General features: G+C 53.7%; 17 protein-coding genes. 9 read left to right on the forward strand and 8 right to left on the reverse strand.

Going from position 1 to position 22,623, the window contains the following annotated elements:
- Positions 1-51: 51 nt before the first annotated feature.
- From IEX96_RS09530 to der, 3 genes are read left to right on the forward strand one after another with little or no spacing between them, the layout of a single operon-like run.
- Complete coding sequence (locus IEX96_RS09530) at positions 52-768, forward strand: tetratricopeptide repeat protein (RefSeq protein ID WP_150005116.1); 717 nt, start codon at positions 52-54, stop codon at positions 766-768.
- A gap of 2 nt (positions 769-770) precedes the next feature.
- Complete coding sequence (locus IEX96_RS09535; protein ID WP_150005115.1) at positions 771-2,114, forward strand: outer membrane protein assembly factor BamB family protein; 1,344 nt, start codon at positions 771-773, stop codon at positions 2,112-2,114.
- 12 nt (positions 2,115-2,126) lie between these two features.
- On the forward strand, positions 2,127-3,617 hold the full coding sequence (gene der, locus IEX96_RS09540; protein WP_149999474.1) for a ribosome biogenesis GTPase Der: 1,491 nt from the start codon (positions 2,127-2,129) through the stop codon (positions 3,615-3,617).
- 25 nt (positions 3,618-3,642) lie between these two features.
- On the opposite strand, the gene IEX96_RS09545 is transcribed toward der, so the two are convergent.
- A complete protein-coding gene (locus IEX96_RS09545) occupies positions 3,643-4,434 on the reverse strand; it encodes an enoyl-CoA hydratase-related protein (protein ID WP_150005114.1) in 792 nt (263 codons plus the stop codon).
- A gap of 199 nt (positions 4,435-4,633) precedes the next feature.
- Positions 4,634-6,175, reverse strand: a complete 1,542-nt coding sequence (locus tag IEX96_RS09550; RefSeq protein ID WP_188873837.1) for a DEAD/DEAH box helicase — start codon at positions 6,173-6,175, stop codon at positions 4,634-4,636.
- A gap of 342 nt (positions 6,176-6,517) precedes the next feature.
- Between IEX96_RS09550 and spbR the strand changes: the two genes are divergently transcribed.
- Positions 6,518-7,627: a SpbR family protein gene (gene spbR, locus IEX96_RS09555; RefSeq protein WP_188873838.1), complete on the forward strand. Its 1,110-nt coding sequence runs from the start codon at positions 6,518-6,520 to the stop codon at positions 7,625-7,627.
- 235 nt (positions 7,628-7,862) lie between these two features.
- The gene (gene gyrA / locus IEX96_RS09560; RefSeq protein ID WP_229773645.1) at positions 7,863-10,667 is read left to right on the forward strand and encodes a DNA gyrase subunit A; all 2,805 of its coding nucleotides are present in this window, start codon (positions 7,863-7,865) and stop codon (positions 10,665-10,667) included.
- A 208-nt stretch (positions 10,668-10,875) separates the two neighbouring features.
- Here the strand turns inward: gyrA and IEX96_RS09565 are convergent, their stop codons facing one another.
- Complete coding sequence (locus IEX96_RS09565) at positions 10,876-12,732, reverse strand: sensor histidine kinase (RefSeq protein ID WP_150005112.1); 1,857 nt, start codon at positions 12,730-12,732, stop codon at positions 10,876-10,878.
- Positions 12,733-13,544: 812 nt separating this feature from the next.
- Here IEX96_RS09565 and IEX96_RS09570 point away from each other — a divergent pair.
- The 3 genes from IEX96_RS09570 (at position 13,545) to ssb (ending at position 17,655) form a co-directional block, all read left to right on the forward strand.
- Positions 13,545-16,811 (forward strand): autotransporter outer membrane beta-barrel domain-containing protein, encoded by a 3,267-nt coding sequence (locus tag IEX96_RS09570; RefSeq protein WP_150005111.1) that lies wholly within the window; start codon positions 13,545-13,547, stop codon positions 16,809-16,811.
- A 115-nt stretch (positions 16,812-16,926) separates the two neighbouring features.
- The gene (locus IEX96_RS09575; RefSeq protein WP_150005110.1) at positions 16,927-17,037 is read left to right on the forward strand and encodes an aa3-type cytochrome c oxidase subunit IV; all 111 of its coding nucleotides are present in this window, start codon (positions 16,927-16,929) and stop codon (positions 17,035-17,037) included.
- A gap of 111 nt (positions 17,038-17,148) precedes the next feature.
- Positions 17,149-17,655, forward strand: a complete 507-nt coding sequence (gene ssb, locus IEX96_RS09580) for a single-stranded DNA-binding protein (protein WP_150005109.1) — start codon at positions 17,149-17,151, stop codon at positions 17,653-17,655.
- Positions 17,656-17,668: 13 nt separating this feature from the next.
- Here ssb and IEX96_RS09585 read toward each other — a convergent pair whose 3' ends face one another.
- Positions 17,669-18,250, reverse strand: coding sequence for a hypothetical protein (locus tag IEX96_RS09585; RefSeq protein WP_150005108.1), 582 nt, complete (start codon positions 18,248-18,250; stop codon positions 17,669-17,671).
- 113 nt (positions 18,251-18,363) lie between these two features.
- On the opposite strand from IEX96_RS09585, the gene IEX96_RS09590 reads away from it, so the two are divergent.
- Positions 18,364-19,785, forward strand: coding sequence for a DUF4139 domain-containing protein (locus tag IEX96_RS09590; RefSeq protein ID WP_188873840.1), 1,422 nt, complete (start codon positions 18,364-18,366; stop codon positions 19,783-19,785).
- A gap of 13 nt (positions 19,786-19,798) precedes the next feature.
- On the opposite strand, the gene IEX96_RS09595 is transcribed toward IEX96_RS09590, so the two are convergent.
- The 4 genes from IEX96_RS09595 to rpsF form a co-directional block, all read right to left on the reverse strand.
- On the reverse strand, positions 19,799-21,013 hold the full coding sequence (locus IEX96_RS09595; protein ID WP_188873841.1) for an SAM-dependent methyltransferase: 1,215 nt from the start codon (positions 21,011-21,013) through the stop codon (positions 19,799-19,801).
- 128 nt (positions 21,014-21,141) lie between these two features.
- On the reverse strand, positions 21,142-21,759 hold the full coding sequence (gene rplI / locus IEX96_RS09600; RefSeq protein ID WP_150005106.1) for a 50S ribosomal protein L9: 618 nt from the start codon (positions 21,757-21,759) through the stop codon (positions 21,142-21,144).
- A gap of 11 nt (positions 21,760-21,770) precedes the next feature.
- On the reverse strand, positions 21,771-22,016 hold the full coding sequence (gene rpsR / locus IEX96_RS09605) for a 30S ribosomal protein S18 (RefSeq protein WP_149999462.1): 246 nt from the start codon (positions 22,014-22,016) through the stop codon (positions 21,771-21,773).
- Positions 22,017-22,018: 2 nt separating this feature from the next.
- Positions 22,019-22,432, reverse strand: coding sequence for a 30S ribosomal protein S6 (gene rpsF, locus IEX96_RS09610; protein ID WP_149999589.1), 414 nt, complete (start codon positions 22,430-22,432; stop codon positions 22,019-22,021).
- Between the last annotated feature and the right edge of the window lie 191 nt (positions 22,433-22,623).

Raw genomic sequence — 22,623 nt, forward strand, 5'->3', positions numbered from 1 at the left:
GATAAGACATGCAGGATAGACCGTCAGCAATCTGAAGGAGTGACGACAATCGTGGCTGAAGAATCCGATAGCATTTTTCGTGAAGTCGATGAAGACGTGCGCCGCGACCAGATGTTGGCGCTATGGCGCCGGCATGGGGTTTCCTTCGTTTCCGCTACGGTGGTTGTGTTGCTGGCCGCCGTTGGTTGGCAAATATGGACCGATATGCGCGAATCTTCGCTGAATGATCTGTCGGACCGTTATGCCGCGGCACAAGAAGCCGCCGCAGGGGAAACGCCTGAGACTGCGGCCGGTCTTTATGCGCAATTGGCGAAAGATCTGGATGGCGGCTATGGTCTTTTGGCTGGTTTGCGCCAAGGGGCGACACTTTTGGAAGACGGCGATGCTGCCGCTGCAGCAGCAGCTTATGATCGGGTTGTTGCAAAGGCCGGTGACAGCCGCGTCAAAGCCTTTGCCGGTTATCTGGCAGCCTCGGCCAAGGTGAAAGCGGGCGATGCGGATGGTGCCATTGCCCAATTGCAGGGGCTCGCGCTTCCCAGTGAGCCGCTTTACTACAGCGCCACCGAGCTTTTGGCGGCAATCTATACCGCACAAGGTGATATCGAGGAAGCACGTAGCCGTTTCGGTGCCTTGGTCGAAGACCCTGCGGCTCCCGCGGCTTTGGTGGCGCGGGCGCGCGATATGTTGGCGCTGTTTGATGCGGAGTCCCCCGGTGTGGATGCCGATAACAGCGTAGGTGAGACTGAAAGCGGGAGCGCAGCACAGTGAGCATGCGGCGGAGATTTCTGCTTGCCGTTCCGGCTATGGCGGCGGCTGTTCTGGCTGGATGTTCCAGTGGTGAAGATATCAGCGAGCCTGATGTGGGCGGCGGCTATGATGCCGATAACCGCGAACGGATTGCCGTTTTGACATTCGAACAGGAACTGGCGGCTGATCCGGCCATTGCCGATGTTCGAGTGATCTTGCCGCGCCCTTATAGGAACAAAAACTGGCCGCAATCGGGCGGCACAGCGGCCAATACGGCGCAGCATCTTGAAATCGCTCCCACCTTGAAACGGGCGTGGCGTACCAGCATCGGGCGCGGGTCAGATATTCTCACACGGCTGGATATGGAGCCGGTGGTTGAAGATGGCACCGTGTTTGCCATTGATACGCGGGGCTTGGTGTCTGCCATCGATACGGAAACAGGGCGCAAACGCTGGCAGGTGCGGCTGGAACGGAAAAAAGAGAAAAAGGCGCTGGCTTTCGGCGGTGGTTTGGCCGTGCAGGGCGGTGTTTTATATGTGGCCACGGGGTATGGCTTTCTCTCGGCACTGGATACGGATACGGGACGCGAGATCTGGCGGCATGACGGCATTGTGCCTTTGCGCGGCGCACCAAGCATTTCCGAGGGGCGGATTTTCACTCTGACCCAAGACAATCAGCTTTTGGCGCTCAATGCAAAAGACGGCAGCCTGATCTGGACCCAATCGGGCTTACCGGAAGATGCCGGGCTTTTGGGAGCGGCTTCGCCTGCTGTGGCGGGGGACACGGTGGTCGCTGCGATGTCTTCGGGTGAATTGATGGCTATGCGCGTCGAAAATGGGCGCTTGGCCTGGCAAGATACATTGTCGCGCACCCGCCGCTTGACGCCCCTTGCCACCTTGGCCGATATCGACGGAAATCCGGTGATTTCGCGCAATCGGGTATACGCTGTGGGGCATGCGGGCCGTATGGTGGCCATTGATATGCGTAGTGGCGAGCGAGTGTGGGAAAGTAATGTGCCGTCCGTCCATACCCCTTGGATTGGCGGCGATTATCTTTATGTACTGAGTGTCGATGCGGAAATCGCAGCAATTTCTGTCGCTGATGGTCGGGTGCGTTGGGTGACACGGTTGCAGCGCTTTAAAGACCCCGAAGACCGGGATACCCCTTTGTCATGGACTGGCCCTGTCCTGGCTGGTGACCGCTTGATCATTGCCTCGTCCCATGGCTATGTCTTGTCCATATCGCCTTATACGGGCGACTTCCTTGGGGCAGAGAAACTGCCTGATGGCGCACTGGCATCGCCGGTGGTTGCCGATGGTACCGTATATTTTCTGACTGAGGGTGCGGACCTCGTCGCATATCGCTGATAGGAAAAAGGCGTGTCGAAACATGCTCTAACGATAGCCATCATTGGGCGCCCCAATGTGGGGAAGTCGACTCTGTTCAATCGCTTGGTGGGCAGACGCCTTGCCCTTGTGGACGATACCCCCGGTGTTACGCGGGATCGCCGTGCAGGTATTGGCCGCTTGGCGGATCTTACCTTCCATATTGTTGATACGGCTGGTCTTGAGGAAGGCGATTCTGAAAGCCTTGCCGGGCGCATGCGGTTGCAAACGGAATCCGCTCTAAACGGGGCAACGATGGTGCTGTTCATGGTGGATGCCCGTTCTGGCATTACCCCGATGGACCGGCATTTTGCCAGTTGGCTGCGGGTGCAAAAAATTCCGGTGGTGTTGGTTGCCAACAAGGCCGAAGGCACGCGCGGGATGGAAGGCGCCTATGAAGCCTATTCGCTGGGTTTTGGTGATCCGGTGGCCTTGTCTGCGGAACATGCGGAAGGCTTGGGCGATCTGTACGAATCCATTACGGAAACGGCGCGCATTTTGGGCGTGGATCCTCGCGCCGAGATTGAAGAAGAAAAGCCCGACGAAGACGAGACTCTGGATGGGCCGCAAGAAGGCGATCTGGATTACGACTTTGAAGACCCTGAAGAAGAACCGGAATTCACCGACGACCGGCCATTGCGCTTGGCCGTGGTGGGGCGGCCCAATGCGGGAAAATCCACGCTTATCAACCATCTGGTGGGTGAAGAGCGGCTGATCACCGGGCCGGAAGCGGGCCTGACGCGGGATTCCATTTCCGTTGATTGGGATTATGACGATATTCCTGTGCGCTTGTTTGATACGGCCGGATTGCGCCGCCGCGCCCGTGTGCAGGAAAAGCTGGAAAAACTGTCCGTTGCCGATACATTGCGGGCAGTGCGCTTTGCCGAAGTCGTGGTGCTGATGGTGGATGCCGATCGCGGCGTTGATAAGCAGGATATCAAGATCGCGTCTTTGGTGGTCAATGAAGGCCGGGCTTTGGTGATTGCCCTTAACAAGTGGGACACTGTAGACGACCGTCTAAGCGCCCAACGGGCTGTAAATGACGTGCTTACCCGATCTTTGCCGCAATTGAAGGGCGTGACCACGGTGCCTATTTCCGCCCTTACCGGCCAAGGAACAGACCGCATCATGCCGTCTGTTCTGGCCGCTTATGAATTGTGGAATTCGCGCATCCGCACAGCAGAATTCAATCGCTGGCTTTCCGCTGTAACGGAAGCGCATCCGCCGCCTGCTGTGCAGGGTCGGGCAACGCGCATGCGTTATGGGGCGCAGATCAAATCCCGTCCGCCCACCTTTACCATTTTCACGAACCATCCGCGGGGCGTTCCCGATAGCTATATGCGGTATCTGGAAAATGAAATGCGGCGCGATTTCTCATTGGCCGGAGTGCCTTTGCGCTTGTATCTGCGTGCGTCCAAAAATCCTTATGTGGACGGGCGGAAAACCAAAAAGCAACGCCTGACGGAACGCAATAACCGCCGTTAAGGGCCGCAAGACAATCCTGTGGGTGTTATTTTCCGGTAAATGTGGCCGCGCTTTTGGTGAGAAAAGCGCGGACGCCTTCCATGAAATCCTGCGTAAAGCCCAGACGTTTTTGCGTTTCGGCTTCCAGTTCCAATTGATCGTCCAGCCCGTTTTCAAGCGAGGCCCGCACAAGCGCCCGAATACCGCCATAAGCAATGGTCGGGCCCGTGGCCAAGCCTTGCGCCAGTGTGTCCACCTCGGCCATAAGGTGATCGTCTTCAACGGCTTTGTGGATCAGACCCCAGTTTTGGGCTTTGGTGGCGGGTAATTTCTCCCCCAGCATCATCAAACGGCGGGCGCGGGCAGGGCCGATAAGGCGCGGCAAAAACCAACTGGCTCCGGCATCGGGGGCAAGGCCGATATTCACAAAGGCTTGCAAAAAATAGGCAGATCGGGCGGCCAGAACAAAATCCGCACAAAGGGCAAGGCTCATGCCTGCCCCTGCAGCCGGGCCATTGACTGCCGCAATCACCGGGATGGGAAGGGCCATCAGCTTTTTCACAACAGGATTATAACGTTCTCGTAAGCTGATCGACAGGTCGGGCATGCCCGATCCGTTTGTTGGTTTTTCGCTTAGATCGGCGCCAGAGGAAAAGGCACGCCCCGCCCCTGTGATAATCAAACAGCGCGTTGCCTGGCTGTCAGAAGAAAGATCGTCCAAAGCCGTTGCAAGTTCGGCCAATAAATCGGCGGACAATGCATTTAACCGTTCGGGCCGGTTCAATGTCAGCCGTGCAATCGGACCCTCTTTCTCAAGAGATATGGAACGGTATGACATGAAAGCCCCCTATGCGGTGTTATGACCGGTTCAGGCTAGTGCCGGGGGGCGTATGAGAAAAGCACAAACCGGCAAGGGACGGTTTGCTTCGCTCCGATATATGTTTCGGGGCAGGTCTTTACCCGTTTCGCACCATAAAAAATTGGCGACGCCGAAGCATCGCCAATCCAAGCCTGCGCGGGATCAGGATAGATGTAGGTTATCCGCGCTTGGGAACGGGGCGCATCAAAAAGGCGGGGACATGGGAGCCCATGCCCACCACAGGGGTGTCATCTTCATGGTGATGCCGCCCATTGCCATTATTGTTGCGACGATTGCCCGTCGATGTGTTGGAGCGGGATTTTCTATCATCCGTTGACCGGTCTTTGGCCTTTTTGTCTTCGGACTTTTCCGCCTCTTTGGGTTTGGACCGGCTTCTGGATTGCTTTTGAGGAGCCGCTTTTGTTTGCTGTTTTGTTGCTGCAGATTCGCTTGGCGCATCTTCTTTGGCCGTGGCGTCTGTCTTTTCTTCAGAATTGGTGCTTTGGGTTTTGGCCTGTGCAGCTTTGCCACGGGGTTTGCGTGCCGGGCGGCTACCGCTTTTCTTCGGTGCTTCCTCGTCGCTTTCCAGCTCGCGGGTTTTCACCTCTTTAAGCGGTTGGCGATCGATGGGACGCCCGATAAGCGCTTCGATTTCCAAAACAGCCTTGGTGTCGGACGGCATGGCAAGGGTTACGGAACAGCCCTTGCGACCAGCGCGGCCCGTTCTGCCGATGCGGTGTACATAATCTTCGGAATTACGGGGCACATCATAGTTGAACACATGGCTGACACTGGGAATATCAAGCCCACGTGCGGCCACATCGCTGGCCACCAGAATACGCACATCGCCAGATTTGAAACGGGTCAAAGTATCCATTCGATCAGGCTGGGCCATATCGCCATGAAGTTGCCCAACAGCCAGACCAGCCCGCTTGAGGCTGGTATAAACCGATTTTACTTCAACCTTGCGATTACAAAAGACAATGGCGCTGTCGATGTCATCGGACGCAATCAATTCCCGCAGGGCTTTGCTTTTTTCACGCGCCCCCACAATCGCAATGCTTTGACTGACTGTGGCAGCCGTAGAGGCGGGCGGGGCCACTTCTATCAGTTTGGGATCATTGAGAAACTTATCCGTTAGGCGTTTGATTTCCTTGGACAGGGTGGCCGAGAAGAACAACGTTTGATGCGCTTGCGGGATTTTCTGGCAAATGTTTTCCACATCGGGAATGAAGCCCATATCCAGCATGCGGTCACATTCATCGACAACCAGCACCTGAACGCCATTGAGCATCACATTGCCACGGGTGGCATGGTCCATCAATCGTCCCGGCGTGGCGATAAGAACATCAACGCCGCGTTCCAGCTTGGATTCCTGGTCGCCAAAAGAGACGCCACCGATCAGCAAAGCCATGGAGAGCTTGGAATGTTTTCCGTATTTTTCAAAACTTTCCGCCACTTGTGCAGCAAGCTCGCGGGTGGGCTCCAAGATCAAGGTGCGCGGCATACGGGCCTTGGCACGGCCTTGCGAAAGAATGTCGATCATAGGCAGAGTGAAACTGGCGGTTTTCCCTGTGCCGGTCTGGGCAATACCAATGACATCCCTGCCTTGCAAAATAGCGGGAATCGCCTGACGCTGAATTGGCGTCGGTGTGTCATATCCTGCGTCCCGAACCGCTGTTAACAGTTCATCGCTTAGTCCGAGATATTCAAAGCTCATGGGCGGATCGACTGTCCTCGCCTTTGTGAAATGCTGTGCCTGCGTGCATCAGCCATTTCGATGATCAAAATTTGGCGCAACAATAGGGAATTACACTTCAAAGTCAATGAAATGAGCCATGGTCGCGGATTGTTCTGGATTGTCCGTGTTTTAAGGTGGCAATATAAGACACCTTATGGGACATCCTGCTATAGGATGCACGATAAGAGTGCCGAATCCAAGGCGCAGGATATGACGGGCTTTTTCTGTTGGGTTTTACGGCACTTTAACCTTTTTGCGCCTAGGGTTTTTCTATGGGTCGATCCTGATTTTCGGCCTTGCCAGCTTTGAGGATGTTGCAATTTGAGCACGCAGTCGAATCTTTCCCAAGCAGATGTCCTGAAACTCCTGTCCGAACCTTCGGCAGAAAACCGTGCGGAAGCTGCGCGGAAAGTCGGGACATATTTTACAGAAACGTCTCCCACCGGGGCCGAACGGGCGCTGGCAGAAGACATTTTCCGTGCCTTGGTGAAGGATGCGGAAGTTCGGGTTCGCAAGGCTCTTTCCGAAACGCTGAAAGAAAATCCCTCCATTCCGGCGGATGTGGCGCGCACGCTGGCCAGCGATGTGAGCGAAGTGGCACTGCCGGTGATCGAATTTTCATCGGTCCTGACCGACAAGGATCTGCTGGATATCATCGGGACCAATGATCCTGAGCGGCAGGTGGCTGTGGCCAAACGTGCCACGGTTTCGCCCGATATTGCCGATGCTTTGGCGGAGTCGGGTGATGAAGCGGTCGTCTCCACCCTTGTGGGCAATGATGGCGCACAAATTAAAGATGCGACCTTTGCACGGGTGCTGGATAAATATTCCGGAAGTGATGCGGTCAAAACGCCCCTTACCAAGCGGGAAAAACTGCCCTTGGCGGTGGCCGAACGGCTTGTGACCATGGTCACGGAAAGCCTGCGTGACCATCTGGTGACGCATCATGAGCTGTCGCCCTCGATGGCGACGGATTTGCTGTTGGAAAGCCGGGAACGGGCAACGGTCAGCCTGCTCACACCGGGTATTAATGCGCCGGATGTGCTTAGCTTAGTGGACCAGCTTCATAAAAACGGGCGGTTATCGCCAACATTGATCATCCGCGCCTTGTGCATGGGCGACATGACCTTTTTTGAAGCGGCTTTGGCAAAACGGGCCGGAATATCGGTGGCCAATGCGTGGCAGCTTGTGCATGACAAAGGGCAATTGGGGCTTACCAAATTGTTTGATCGGGCTGAAATGCCCGCAGCGCTTTTGCATGTGGCGCGTATCGGGACAGCCATTAGCGAAGAAATGCGCCTGACCAGTGGTGATGATCGTGATTTGTTCCGGAATGTGATGATCGAACGGGTTTTGACCCAGATCGATCAGGATCTAGATAGTGACAATCTGGACTATCTGATCGGAAAGTTGGGCCGGAAGGCCGCTTGAGCCCAAGCGTTTTCAATGACTTTGGTGCCGATATCCTGATATTGCCCTTTGCCGGGCGGAGCCATGGCGTTTTTTCTTGTTTTTAAACAAGTTTAAGGCGAGGCCGAGCTTGCACCGGATGGGGCCAGTTGGTATCTAAAGACACCATTTCTGTCACTGGTGATCCTGGGCTGACATAAATGTCTGATACCCAGCAGCCGTTATACGAAATCCTGTAGAAAAGGGTGATTCGCCTGTGGTTGATACCGCCGATACATCTACGCCCGCCAATCCGACTTCCAGCATTGCCATCGAAGAGGAAATGAAATCCTCTTATCTTGATTACGCAATGAGCGTGATCGTGAGCCGTGCACTTCCTGATGTGCGTGATGGCTTGAAGCCAGTGCATCGCCGCATTCTTTATTCGATGCACGAAAACGGCTATGAATGGAACAAGCCTTATCGTAAATCGGCACGCATCGTCGGGGATGTGATGGGTAAATATCACCCCCATGGCGATAGTGCGATTTATGACGCCCTTGTCCGTATGGCGCAGGATTTTTCCATGCGCCTGCCACTGATCGACGGGCAGGGCAATTTCGGCTCTATGGATGGCGATCCGGCTGCCGCCATGCGGTATACCGAAGCGCGTATGGCGAAGGTGTCCACCACACTTTTGACCGACATTGAAAAAGACACGGTCAATTTCGCTGACAATTATGATGGATCGGAAAGCGAACCCGTGGTTCTGCCCGCCCGCTTCCCCAATCTTTTGGTGAATGGGGCCGCCGGTATTGCGGTGGGTATGGCGACCAATATTCCGCCCCATAATCTGGGCGAAGTGATTGATGCGACTTTGGCGCTGATCGATAATCCGGCGGCCACGAACGCAGACCTGCAAAACTATGTAAAAGGGCCGGATTTCCCCACAGGCGGGATTATTCTTGGCCGGTCGGGGGTTGTTTCTGCCCTTGAAACCGGACGTGGCTCTATCGTTATCCGGTCGCGCACACATTATGAAGAAATCCGCGGCCGGGAAGCGATCATCATCACGGAAACGCCGTTTCAGGTGAACAAATCAGCGATGATCGAAAAGATCGCTGAGGCTGTGAAAACCAAGCGGATCGAAGGGATCGCCGATCTGCGCGATGAATCCGACCGCGATGGCGTACGGGTGGTGATAGAACTGAAGCGCGATGCGGTTGGTGATGTGATTCTGAACCAGCTTTATCGCTTTACTCCGGTTCAAACCCATTTCGGCATCAATATGCTGGCGCTCAATCACGGGCGGCCCGAGCAATTGTCCTTGAAGGATGTTCTGTCTTCTTTCATCACCTTCCGCGAAGAGGTGATCACAAGACGCACCAAATTCGAGCTGGGGAAAGCCCGTGACCGGGCGCATCTGGCCGTGGGCCTTGTGGTGGCGGTGTCCAATATCGATGAGGTGGTTTCGATCATCCGCGGCGCACCCAGCCCGGCTGTTGCGCGCCAGACATTGCTGGAGCGGGAATGGGATGCTGGCGATATTCTGCCCTACCTGGACCTGATCGGCGAACCGCCTATGCCGGGATCAAAGGGGGCTGTTTACCGCCTGACCGAAATACAGGTGAAAGCCATTCTTGATCTGCGCTTGCACCGTTTGACAGCGCTTGGCCGTGACGAGATCGGCAAGGAACTGGAAGAACTGGCTGAAAAAATCCGCGGATTTCTTGAGATTTTGCGGTCTCGCACCCGTCTATATGAGGTGCTGCGTGGGGAAATCGTTGATGTGCGTGAGAATTTCGCCACGCCGCGTCGCACGGAAATCAGCATGCTGGAGGCATCCGGCGTCAATGAAGAAGATCTGATTGCCCGTGAAGACATGGTGGTGACCGTTACCCATGGCGGCTATATCAAGCGTGTGGCGCTGGATAGCTACCGGGAGCAGCGTCGGGGTGGAAAAGGCCGGTCAGGCATGGCCACCCGCGAAGAAGACGTTTTGACCACGGTGTTTGTGGCCAACACCCATCAACCGGTGCTGTTTTTCTCCAATTATGGTCAGGTCTATAAGCTGAAGGTTTGGCGCCTGCCATTGGGAACGCCGCAAAGTCGCGGCAAGGCACTGGTGAATCTGTTCCCGCTGGCCGAAGGGGAAGTCATCACCAATTTGATGGCACTGCCTGAAGATGAGGATAGCTGGGGCGAACTGAATGTGATGTTCGCCACCCGCACCGGCAATGTGCGCCGCAATCTGTTGTCCGATTTCACCAATGTGCCGTCCAATGGCAAAATCGCCATCCGCTTTGACGAGGGGGCGGATGATCGTCTGGTGGGGGTCCGCGTTGCCCATGAAGATGATGATGTTTTGCTGGCGGCCCAATCCGGCAAATGTATTCGCTTCCCCGTGCGTGATGTGCGGGTATTCAAGGGCCGCACGGCAACCGGGGTACGCGGTATGCGCCTTGCCGCCGGTGATCAGGTGATGGCCATCTCCATCTTGAATGGACAGGATGCCACCGTTGAGGAACGCGATTCCTATCTGAAGGTGGCTCCATGGAAAAATGCCGATGGGACTGAGTCTTCTCTGTCGCAAGAGCGTATAGACCAGATGGCCGAGCGGGAGCAGTTTATCCTGACCATAACGGAAAACGGATATGGCAAGCGCACCAGTTCCTATGAATACCGCACCACAGGCCGGGGCGGGCAGGGCATTGTCAATATCGTTACCAGCGAGCGTAATGGGGCCGTGGTTGGTTCCGGCCCGGTTTCGGAAAGCGATCAGCTTATGCTGTTGACCAATGCGGGCAAAATCATCCGCATTGGCGTGCAAGATATCCGCATTGCCGGACGAAATACCCAAGGCGTTACGCTGTTCCGCGTCGATCAAGAGGAACAGGTTGTCAGCGTTGCCAAGGTGCCTGAGCCAGATGAAGGTGAGGAAGAATTGGATGCGGAAGAGACCGCCGCTATGGACGGCGATTCCGCAAGCGGCGCTTCTGGATCATCTGAAGGGGAAGGCGAAGAGGCGCAGGCCCCGCAATCTTTGGAAGACGATGCTGGTGACACAGACCCAGACGCTTGAGACCCATAAATAAAACAATGCGATGCGGGGGGTGTGTTTAACACCTCCCGTTTTTTATTTTTTGCCGCAAATTATGCTGGTGGCCGCAATTATTTCTTTTGTTTGGGGGCGCGGTTTGGTTTTTCCCGCACTGTTGGTTTCAGATGGGGAGGATGCCCTTTTATCGGATAAGCGGGACACAGCTCAGGCTCAGGCTTATTGACCGGTTCTAGGCCGTTTCCCCTACGAAGCCATTTTCTTGCGATTGGTCCTTTGGCTGATACAAAGGCAGGGTGATGACGACCAGAGTCCCCGCCCCCGGATTGCTGCTCAGTGTCAGACTGCCGCCATGGAGCTCGATTATGCGTTTGGCCAAGGGCAATCCCAAACCAGACCCTTCAAAACGCCGGTTAAAGGTGCTGTCTGCTTGCGAGAAGGGTTCCATGATCCGCTCAACATCATCGGGATGAATACCGATCCCTTCGTCCTTGAAGCAGATCTTGTAAAAAGCGCCGTCTGCATAGCCGGTAATTGTTACGGTGCTTGGCCCGGGCGTGAATTTTACCGCATTGCACAATATATTGGTCAGCGCGCGCACAATCATATTGCGCTCCACATAAAGCGGCAGATCATCTTCGGAAAGATCGCGCACAATATCGATTTGCTTGTCTTGTGCTTTGGCCAAAGTCGGTTTCATCACATCATCCATCAGACCGGGGATGGCTTCCGGATGGCGATCAATATCTTCGATTTTATTGCCGATTTTGGTGAGATCCAAAATGGTTTCAACCAGATCCAGCAAGGTGTTTCCGGCGCTTGAAATGATGTCCATATAGGGCAAAAGAAGTTTTGGCTCGGCACCATTGTCGATCTTGTTTTTTATCAGCTCCGAAAAACCCAGAACCGCATTTAAAGGCGTCCTTAGTTCATGGCTCATATGGGCAAGAAAGTTCGATTTGGCCGAACTGGCCAATTCGATAGCTTGCAGGGCCTTCTTCAAGTCGATTTCGGCTGCGGTGCGCTTTTCGATTTCATGGCGCAGGGCATCATTGCTGTCCCCCAGCTCGCGGGTGCGTTCCTGCACCTTGCGGTCCAGCATTTCCATGGCGCGGGCGGTGGCTTCCACCTGATCGTTCAGCCGTGCGGTTTCGGCTTCCCGAAGGCGCTTTTCCGCTTCATTCTGGGCGCGTTCCATGCGCCGCTGGTTTTCATAAATCTCGCGGAAAACCTCTAGCGCATTGGCCATATCGCCGATTTCATCCCGGCGTTCACGCTCGGGGACAGACACATTGATATTGCCATCGGCAAGGGAACGCATGGCCTTTCGCAGCCGCCCCAAAGGCCGTGTGATGGAACTGTTCACCATGAGACCGGCGACACTTATGATCGTGGCCCCTAACAGAATGGCGAAGATCAGCTTGAATTTGATATCTTTGCGCATGCTTTGCGCTTCATCACGAAAGGCGATGGAGCGGGCGCGGGCAAATTCATGGATGGCGTTGATTTTTTCGGTTAGATCGCGAACCAGTTTGATATTTTCGGTGGCAGTTAGCTGTTGCGCCTGCGTTTGGTCCCCTTCGATCAAATGTCCGGCAATGGTCAGATTAAGCTCGGAAAATTGCTTGAAAAGCGTGAAGGCGTCTTGTGCATCTTCTTGGTTCCCAAGGAACCGTTCTCGAATGATGGTGAAATTTTGTCGTGCTCTTTTATGAGCGTTTTCCAAGGCTTCATATTTTACCAGCTTTTCATTGGTGCTTGCCGCCGATGCCATGGCCGAAAGATTGAGCTGCGCTTCTGTAATGTCGGCCCGGATTGCCATGGTGGCATTGCTGACCAGAAAGGGGTGCTGATAAGCTTGGTCCGTTATTTTTGAAAGCGCCTGAACTCCGAAATAGGTTGCAAACGATAACCAGCCGAAAGCCAAAATGCCCAAGCCGTACCCAAGAAAAATGCGATGAATAATCCTCAAGTGAAAAGAATTGCTCGGTTTGCTGATCGCAGGGCTTGTCTGGGCTTGGGCGCTTGACTCTGCCTCGCTATTTTCTTGCGAGGCAGGGGGCGCGGTATTTTTAGGTGCCGTGGTCACTTAGTGTGTCTCCGTTCAAGCGGCCCCCGACGAGACGCGAATACAAGACTTCCCCACAAAGTCTTTATGCTCCTCTACAGATTATTCTTTGTCCTTCATATGCTTAAAATCTTAACAATCCGGCAAAATTCCTTCATATCGGCCCGTGTCGATATATTCATTAAATTTGAAAAATAATGTGACATATATTTATAGCATGGCTCAATCATAGTTTTGTATTGAAAATGGGGATAATCGTCCTGTCGTACGGGAATTTTAGCATTTTCAAGACGATTGGACCCGACATGATCCCGCCATATCGGCTATAATAGCCCTTCCGGTTTTTCATTTCCCTGATGTGGCTGGCCATGCTCTTGCGATCTTTCCCACCGCCATAGAATGCCCGTATTTGATAGATAAGCGACGCCCATGAATCTGGATTTCAACCGTCTGAGGCGTCGGATGCCCAAGTCGCGCTCCATGAGAATCGCCGTGGGCGGTCTTCTCATGCTTGGTGGTGTGGGTGGAGTCTTGCCTATTTTGGGATTTTGGATGCTCCCCGCGGGTGTTTTTGTTTTATCTGTTGATTTTCCCCGAGTTCGCCGCTGGCGACGGCGGGTAACCATTAAATTTTTGCGCAAAAGTCGGCGCTGAAAAGGTGTCTCTCTTTATGACAGCACTTGCTCAATGCACCTGTGCCGCTTATGAGGGTTCATGATTGCTTTTCCTGACAGTATCGGCCCGAAATCTGGAATATTGATCCATGGTCTTGAGTCTATGCTGTGGACCCGAATTTTTCCTGTAATTTCTCGATTGATGCGGAGCTGAGATCTGTGAGTGTAAAAGCCGGTACGACGACCCCCGATCATCAAAATACTGTCGCTTTAGGTGTGCGCCTGTCGCGGTATCTGTCGGTTCCTATGGCGAGCACAGCCTTGGGGCTTGTCATGTCGCTTCCTGCCTTTGCCCAAGAGGTGACCATTGATGACGATCGCACCAGCACGGTGCGGACCTCGACAGCCGATGGCGGCTCTCCCGGTGATGTGACCATAAGCCCCAGCGGATCGATCACCGTCGAGGACGGGACTGCTGTGGTCATTGATAGCTCCAATTTGTTGGTTATTAACGGGGTTGTGGAATCCACCGACCGGGTGGGCGGTGTTGGCATTGATGTCTTGACCGGTGACAACGGGATCACATCGGGGATCGAACTTTCCGGTATTATCGCGCTGGACGGTGATTTCCAGGACAATGAGGAAGTGGTGGGCGGCCCCAATGTCGGGATCAGACTGGGCGGGGCCGGAACATTCACTGGCAATATCACCAGCAATAGTGGCAGTGAGATTGTTGTATTTGGCACGGACAGTGTGGGGCTGGACCTTGGGTCTGCGGTGGACGGCTCCATAAGCCTTGGTGGCACATTGGCGGTTCAAGGTGAAAATTCCATTGGCCTTGCCGTGCGCTCCAGCGTCAGTGGTGACATTGAAAATTCCGGTTCTATTCAGGGGGTTTCCTTTGGGGGTGAAACCGGGATGTTGATTGAAGGTGCCGTTTCAGGCAGTGTTTTAAATCTTGGCGCGATCACCACTGGGCGCAATCAGATTTTCGATAATGATTTTAATGTTTTGCCGCAGGAATCCGGCGGCCCCGGCGTGTTTATTGCCGCCGATGTGGCGCGGGGCTTTGTGAATGGCCCGCCGGTGATTCCCGAAGATCCCGACGAGGATGGTGATGGCATTGTCGATCTGATTCCGGGCACCGGTGCTACGATTGCTGCCCGTGGAGATGGCAAGGCCGTTGTGATTTCTGCGACCCGCAGCGATGGCAGTATGGGGGATGTCACCCTTGGGGCTTTCGGGACAGGCGATGAAGCTTTCGGGTTTATCAATCGCGGCACGCTTCAAGCCGATAGTCAGGAAACCAACTTTGTTGTCAATACCGTTCGCATTGAAGGGGCGCAATCCGGGTCCGATATTTTCCAGACCACACTGGAAGGCGGCTTTTTAAACGATACGGCCGGGGTTATTCGCTCGGATTCTATCGATCAATCAGCGACCTCCATCAGCGTGGGCAGCCACACTATTTTGCCGCTGTTCCAAAATAATGGCACGATTACCGCTCAATCCACGCGCACCAGTGATGATAGCAATTCCGATGGGGTACAAGATACATTCGGCCCCGGTGGTGACGCCTTTGGCATTGTGTTTGAAGAAAATGTCTCTGTCGATCGCATCGTCAATACAGGGTCGATTTTGGTTTCTGCCGCCGGTGAGACCAGTGTGGCGCGCGCTATTCTCGATTTGTCGGGCAATGTGACGGTGTTCGAAAATAGCGGCATCCTTTCCGCCAATACGCCAAGCAATCCGTCGGGATTGCGGATTGCTGCCGATTTCTCCCGATCCACATCGGATATGACGCTGACCAATAGTGGAACGATCTTTGGTGATGTGTTGTTGGGGGCGGGGAACGATATTTTCTCTATGGATGGCGGAACGCTGACGGGTGCTCTTGACTTTGGAGCCGGGCAGAACCGCTTTACTCTGGCCAATGAAGCGCTTTTCTCCGGCGCTTTATCGGGAGAAGATATCGATCTTGTCGTCTCGAACTCGAGCTTTGCCACCACCAATATCGGCACAACCAATGTCCGCACAGCACGATTCGAAGATGGCTCGGAATTGATCCTATCCTTGCAAGGAAATGCCCTCAATGAAGGTGCGCTGATTGCATCGGGCGATGTGACCATTGGCGCGGATACGATGATCGACCCGAATTTCTTTGCCTTTCCTGCCACGGGCACGCCTTTGGTGCTTATTTCCGCCGATCAGTTGATTTTGGGCGATAGTCTGGAAAATCTGAATCTGCAGCTTGGCCTTTCTTCGATCATTTTCGAACAATCCTTGGGATTGCAATCCGGTGATCGGGATGAATTGGTTGTCAATTTGCGGCGTCGCACAGCTGAGGAAATTGGGTTGAGCAGGCGGCGTGGGGCACTTTTTGAAGCCTCGATTGCCGGTCTGCAGGGCGATAACGAACTGGGCGGGGCCATTGCCAATCTGGAGACGAAAGAATCTCTGGAAAGTGTTCTGGATCAGGTCGCGCCGGAAGCAGGTGAAATGCCGCGTTATTCCGCTGTCACCAACCAATCCATGGCCTTGGGGATTTTGTCGCAGCGCTTTTCTTCCTTGCGGAAAGATGATGGGGTGGAATTTGCCAATTCTGCCCGTTTGGCGCGGGCGTCGGCCCGTCGTTCCCGCGAGGTGTCTACCAATGGGCTGAATGTCTGGCTGCAAGAAATCGGCTATGTGGCAAACCGCGATACGGTGGATGATGTCACGGGTTTTGATGGTGAAACGGTGGGCTTTGCGGCCGGCATCGACAAGCCGCTTTTTAATCTGGATGCGCTTGGCTTCAGCATCATGCAAACGGTGGGTGATTATAGCGATGATCTTGCCGGGAAAGACGAGTTCGACGTTTTATCCACCCAGTTCAATGTCTATGGCAGCTATTCCACGGGAGGGTTTTTCGTGGACGCCATCGGCACTTTCGCATTCATGAGCTTTGACCGGACGCGGTTGATTGAATTCGATGATTTAAGCCGCGAATTGGAATCCGATTGGAATGCCACGCAGTTCGGTGCCAGCGCCCAGGCCGGTTATCGTATGAAATTTGGCCGCTATGGGCTGACCGCTGCGGGGAATATCAATTATGTGAAGCTGGATGAAGATGGCTATACGGAAGTGGCCACCAGCGGATCAGGGTTCGAGGTGGACGATCGCAAGACCACATCCTTCCGTGCCGGAGCCACGCTGGCTTTGGATGCGCTGTTCGCCATGGGCGATGACCTGAAGATAATGCCCACCATTCGCGCCGGTTATCTGACAGAACTCAGCGATGACGAGATTGAAACCCGTGCCCGCTTTGCAGCAGGTGGCGACAGTTTCCTGAGCACAACGCCGGTGGCGCTGGATGATACGGTGATCGGGGGTGTTGGGCTGGTGTTTTTGACAGACAGCATCAATGTGTCGTTCAACTATGATCAGGAAAGAGCCAGCGATTTCATTTCGCACACAGGATCCTTGACGGTCCGGATCAAATTCTGATCCGAAAACCGACATGCGGGTCGGGTTCAGGGTTTCATCAGCTGCGATGATCCGCTAAACAACGGGATGAACCTCGATTTTTGATTGTCGCACGAATGCGGTACAGGAGTTTGCAATGGACACTGAAGAGCACGAACGGACATTTGATGGCTTTGTCAAACTAAGTAAGTGGGTGGCCATAGCTTCGGTCATCGTTCTTTCCGCCATGGCAATTTTTCTGGTCTGAGCGGCTGTTCTGACGGTTGGGAAAAGGCTCCCTTTTTCCCGGACTATCCGTCTTTGAATTGAACATTTGACGATCGAACACAGTTTTTAAAATCCTTGAAAAGGGGGCATCATGGCATCCAGTTTGAATAAGGTCATGCTGATCGGAAATCTTGGGCGCGATCCTGAGGTTCGTACGCTAAACGATGGATCACCGGTGGTTAATCTGGCCATTGCCACATCGGAAACATGGCGTGATAAATCGAGCGGTGAACGCCGGGAGCGCACGGAGTGGCACCGGGTTGTGATCTTCAATGAAAATCTTGCCAAGGTGGCGCAAAATTATCTGCGCAAAGGCAGCAAGGTCTATATTGAAGGCCAGCTGCAAACGAGGAAATGGCAAGATCGCGACGGGGTGGAAAAATATACCACTGAAATCGTTTTGCAGCGTTTCCGTGGTGAGTTGACCATGCTGGATAGCCGTGGTGGTGGTGAAGGCGGCGGTCGCTCTTCGGGCGGTGATTATGGTGCTGGCGCTTATGGCGGGGGCGGCAATGATTATGGCTCAGCGGGCGACCAAACCGGTCAAGCTGGCCAAAGCGGCCCATCTGGCGATCTGGATGACGATATCCCGTTCTAATCGGGCAAGAAATTTAATCTGAGAGCGGTTTATAAAGACCGTCGAACCACGGGGACCAGCCTGTGTTCGGCGGTCCGTTTTTTATTTCGAAAAACTGACAAACGCTGCCATCCTTATTGGCGGTCCAGGTGCCGCGAAAAGGCGATTTTATGCCTGAATAGGGCTGTAAAAACCCTTCCAATTGCATCACTCCGGGTTTTATCAAGCTGCCGGATATGTCGATCAGGTAGCCCGGAGCCGCGATCCAGATTTGTCGCCATTTGCGACTGGTAGGGTCATAATAAGTGAGGCTTTCTCCGCTGCCGCCACTTTGTGCTGTCCAATGCTCCAAAAGCGCACAGCCCCCCTTGAGTTTTTCAATGTGATTTGTACCGGCAAGGATGTGATCATTGGCACGGTCCAAAACCTGCCAATGACCCAGCCAGAAATCGAATTGGGAAAACTCCGGCGCGTCGCAGATATTTTGCACAGGGGCAGGCACGGTAGATGAAGGAGATACGTTTTTCTGTCCCGTATTGATTTCCGAGGCGCCCATGAGGAAAAACACAGATCCAAATATCGCCCCGGCCATGCGAGAAAAAGCCATACTGCCCATGATCCGGTCTCCATTGTTTTCAGCCGCGCGATGATCAGTGTCTCGCTATGACTTGCTCATGTCCAGTTCATCCTGCCATTGTCATAGTAAGGCAAAGGAACAGGAGAATGGGAATGAAACGCAGTCTTTTGATATCAGTGGCCCTGACAATGCTAACGCCGGCGGTGCTGGCAAACCCGGACCACCGGACAATAGATGCCGATAGCCGTACCGACCTGTCCCTGACCATTTATAACAATAATTTGGCGCTTGTTCGTGATGAGCGGGACATCACAGTGACGTCCGGCCAAACGCAGCTGGAATTTTCAGGGATTTCCACACAAATTCAGCCCCAAACCGTTCTTTTCTATGGCCGCGATTTGCAGGTGATGGAACAAAATTTTGATGCCAATCTTCTGACCCCGCAATCCTTGTTGGAAAATGCTGTGGGTGAAAGGGTGAAAATTTACCGTTCCCATCCTGAAACCGGGGAAGATAAAGTGCTGGATGCCCGCATCTTGTCGGCAAGGGGTGGCGTGGTGCTTGAGGTGGATGGACGCATTGAATTTCTCAATGAATTGCCCGGTCGGGTGGTGTTTCAAAATATCCCAAACTATTTGCATGTGGAGCCGGTTCTTTCCCTGCTGATTAACAGCAAAAAGTCCGGCGATCGCACAGTGGCCCTTAATTATCTGAGTGGCGGCATGTCCTGGTCGGCGGATTATGTGGGGATCTTGTCGGAGGATGAACGCAGCCTTGACCTTCAAGGCTGGGCTAGCATCGTCAATAGTAGTGGCGTGGATTTCACAGAAGCCTCCATTCAGCTTGCCGCAGGCGAGATCAACCGGATCAATCGCGGAAATAATGTGGGCCGCTTTTTGGCAGCAAAGACAATGGAAAGCCGGGCGCAGATGGATATGGTCCAGATGGAACAAAGCGCTTTGGCCGATATGCATCTTTATGAGGTGCCGCAAAAAACCACTTTGGTGGATCAACAGACAAAGCAAATTGCCTTGATCCAAAAGCCAAAAATATCGGCCAGAAAAACCTACCGCTATGTGACATCCAATTTCCAAAGCATGGACAAAGCCGTTTCCGTGGATATGGCCTTGCACTTTGATAATGCAAAAGCATCAGGGGCAGGGGAGCCATTACCCGCCGGCGTTTTGCGGATTTACACCAGGGATGCGGATGGGCGGTTACAGTTCATTGGCGAAGATAATCTTAACCACACACCCGTTGACGGGGAGGTGGTCGCCCAATTGGGAAAAGCCTTTGATGTGACCATTCAGCCAACCACTGTGGACCACAAAGTGTTGGAAAACACCCGTGACCGCAGCGTTCACAGCTACACCCAGCGCTATCTTGTAAAAAACAGGAAAGACAAAGCCGTAACGGTGGAGATTGACCAGAAAATCTATGCGACTGGCTGGAAAATCCTGAAAGAATCGCAAGCTCATAGCGAGAAAACAGCGCAAAAGATTCTATGGAAACTGGACGTTCCGGCATCGGGTGAAGCCATATTGGAATTTATGGTGGAGGTTGAGGCGCGTTAAAAGCGGACCGCTTTTATAAAGGTATGTCTTTCTCGAATGTCTCCATATAGGGGCGTGTATATGGCAAGCTGTGAGGGTTTTGACAGAGCTGCCATTGCGCCACCACATGCCCGCCATCGCGAAATGAGAGTTCAGAGCCCGCCAGATAAAATTCCCACATCCGGCAAAACCGCTCATCCAGAAGAGTCGCGACTTTGTGCCGGTTTTTTGAAAATCTTTGCCGCCAATGGCGCAATGTCTCGGCATAGTGGTGTCGCAAAATCTCGAGATCTGTCAGCATCAATCCCGAGCGTTCAATATGGGGCAGCACTTCAGACAATGCAGGCGAATATCCACCGGGAAAAATATATTTGGTCATCCACGGATTGGTCGCTCCCGGCCCTTGTGACCGGGCGATATGATGGATCAAAGCCACGCCATCGGGGGTGAGCAGATTATGTATCTTTTGAAAAAAGGCGCCATAAAAGGGCAAGCCGACATGTTCGAACATGCCAATGGAAACAATGCGGTCAAAGGCCGGTTCAATGGCGCGATAATCTTGCAGGTGAATGGAAACCCGGTCCGATAGCCCCGCCTGTTCGACCCGATCCTTGGCAAGTTGTGCCTGCTGCGTGGATAAGGTGATGCCGGTCACCTGCACATCGCAATGGTGCGCCAGCCATAAGGCCATGCTGCCCCATCCGCAACCGATATCCAGAACGCGCATGCCCGGTTTCAAGGCCAGCTTTGCTGCGATATGGCGCAATTTCTGATTTTGGGCCGTCTCCAGGTCATCATCGGGGGATTCAAAATAGGCGCAGGAATAATTTAGTCCGCGATCCAGAAACAGTCGGTAAAGCGTATTGGACAGATCATAATGATGGGCGACATTACGCTTTGCGCGTCGTGCGGGATTATATTGCGCCGCGAATCGTATGGACTGCCGCCATCCGCGCTGGATTTTTTGTAAAAGAGGATCGGAATCGTCTCCTGCACCAAGATTGCGGGTTAGCAAGGACAGGAAATCGAACACCGTGGCATTCTCGATGGTCAAGGCCCCATTCATATAGGCTTCCCCTAATTTCAGATAAGGGTTGAGGCCGATGGCCAGGGCTGTTCTGTGGTTTTTCACATGCACATGGATGGCGGGGCCGCTGCCATCGCCATACTGGCTGAATGATCCTTTGCCGATCTGTAAGCGAAGAGAGCCCTTTTTGACGATATGTGAAAAAAGTGCATTGAGAAGCATCACTGGTCCCCACAAATCTTCTTGCCATAAAGAAAGTGGTAAACAACATATTCTTTTTGTCAAACATATGAAAAAGGCGGCCCTTGTGGGACCGCCTTTCCATGAACTTACAGAGAAAAGAGACCGCCTTAGGCGTTGTCTTCATCCTCGGATTCAGAGGACATATCAGCGTCATCGGCATCTTCGTCTTCAAGAAGATCCTGCACAAGCTGTTCGGTGTCCATATCCGCTTCGTCTTCCAGATCATCGGCATCGTCACCAAGAACGGCGCCACCGATTTTCCACTGCTGCTCGGCTTCCGTTTCGGAGCGGGCAACATTGGCGGTCACATCAACAGACACTTCCGGATGCAAGCGAACCAGAACCGTATGAAGTCCCAGTTCCTTGATCGGTTTTTGCAGCTCAACCTGCGAACGGACAACCTGGAAGCCCAATTCACCAAGGGCATCGGCAACATCACGGGCCGTGACCGACCCATAAAGCTGACCGGATTCCCCAGCCTGACGCACTAGAACGAAACGCGCACCGGTCATTTTACCGGCAACGGCTTCGGCTTCTTCACGGCGGGCAAGATTCTGAGCTTCAATATCCTTGCGACGGGCTTCAAACGCTTTGCGATTGGCAACCGTTGCACGGAGGGCTTTGCTGCGCGGCAAAAGGAAATTGCGTGCAAAACCCGGCTTCACGTTAACTTCATCGCCCATTTGGCCGAGATTTGGAACGCGTTCGAGAAGGATGACTTTCATCGATCGGCTCCTTATTTCACAACAAATGGCAGAAGAGCGATATTACGGGCGCGTTTGATAGCGCGGGCAAGCTCTCGCTGCTTCTTGGCGGAAACGGCCGTGATACGGCTGGGGACGATCTTCCCACGCTCAGAGATATAGCGTGACAGAAGTTTCGTATCTTTATAGTCGATCTTCTGCGCATCCGGGCCCGAGAAGGGGCAGGTTTTGCGACGGCGGAAGAAGGGGCGGCGTGCGCCGGGGGCTTTGCTGGCCATGATCAATCCCTCCTGTCACGTTGTTCACGACCGCCATCGCGGCCACCGCCATCACGACCACCGGGGCGGCCGCCACGACGATCAGAACGTTCGGGCTTGCTGCGCAGGAAAATCGACGGACCTTCTTCCAGCTCATCCACGCGGATGGTCATGAAACGCAAAATGTCTTCGTTAAGACCTGCCTGACGCTCCATTTCGGCAACCGCAGGATAAGGGGCATCGATGTTCAAAAGAACATAATGGCCTTTGCGGTTTTTCCGGACTTTGTAAGCAAGCGGGCGAAGGCCCCAATATTCGTTCTTGGCGACGCGTCCGCCAAGGTCTTCGACAATTTTCGTCAGCTCCCCGGTCAGGCTTTCAACCTGAGCGGTGCTCACGTCTTGCCGAGCAATGAAGATATGCTCGTAATACGGCATCTGGTGCTCCTTGCTGATCGTACGCGCAGGCAAATGCCTTTGCGCCTCCAGCTTTCTTCAAGATAAAAAGCCGGGAAATCCCCGGCAGATTGGGGGCTATAGCGCGCAAAGCCGCATGATGCAAGGGCTAAGGCCGGTTTCAAGCCGCAAAAGACCAGTCTGTTCCCAACATATTGCCAGAGCTAATTGAA

The organism is Iodidimonas muriae (assembly GCF_014647255.1).
Taxonomy (GTDB): Bacteria; Pseudomonadota; Alphaproteobacteria; order Sphingomonadales; family Rhodothalassiaceae; genus Iodidimonas; species Iodidimonas muriae.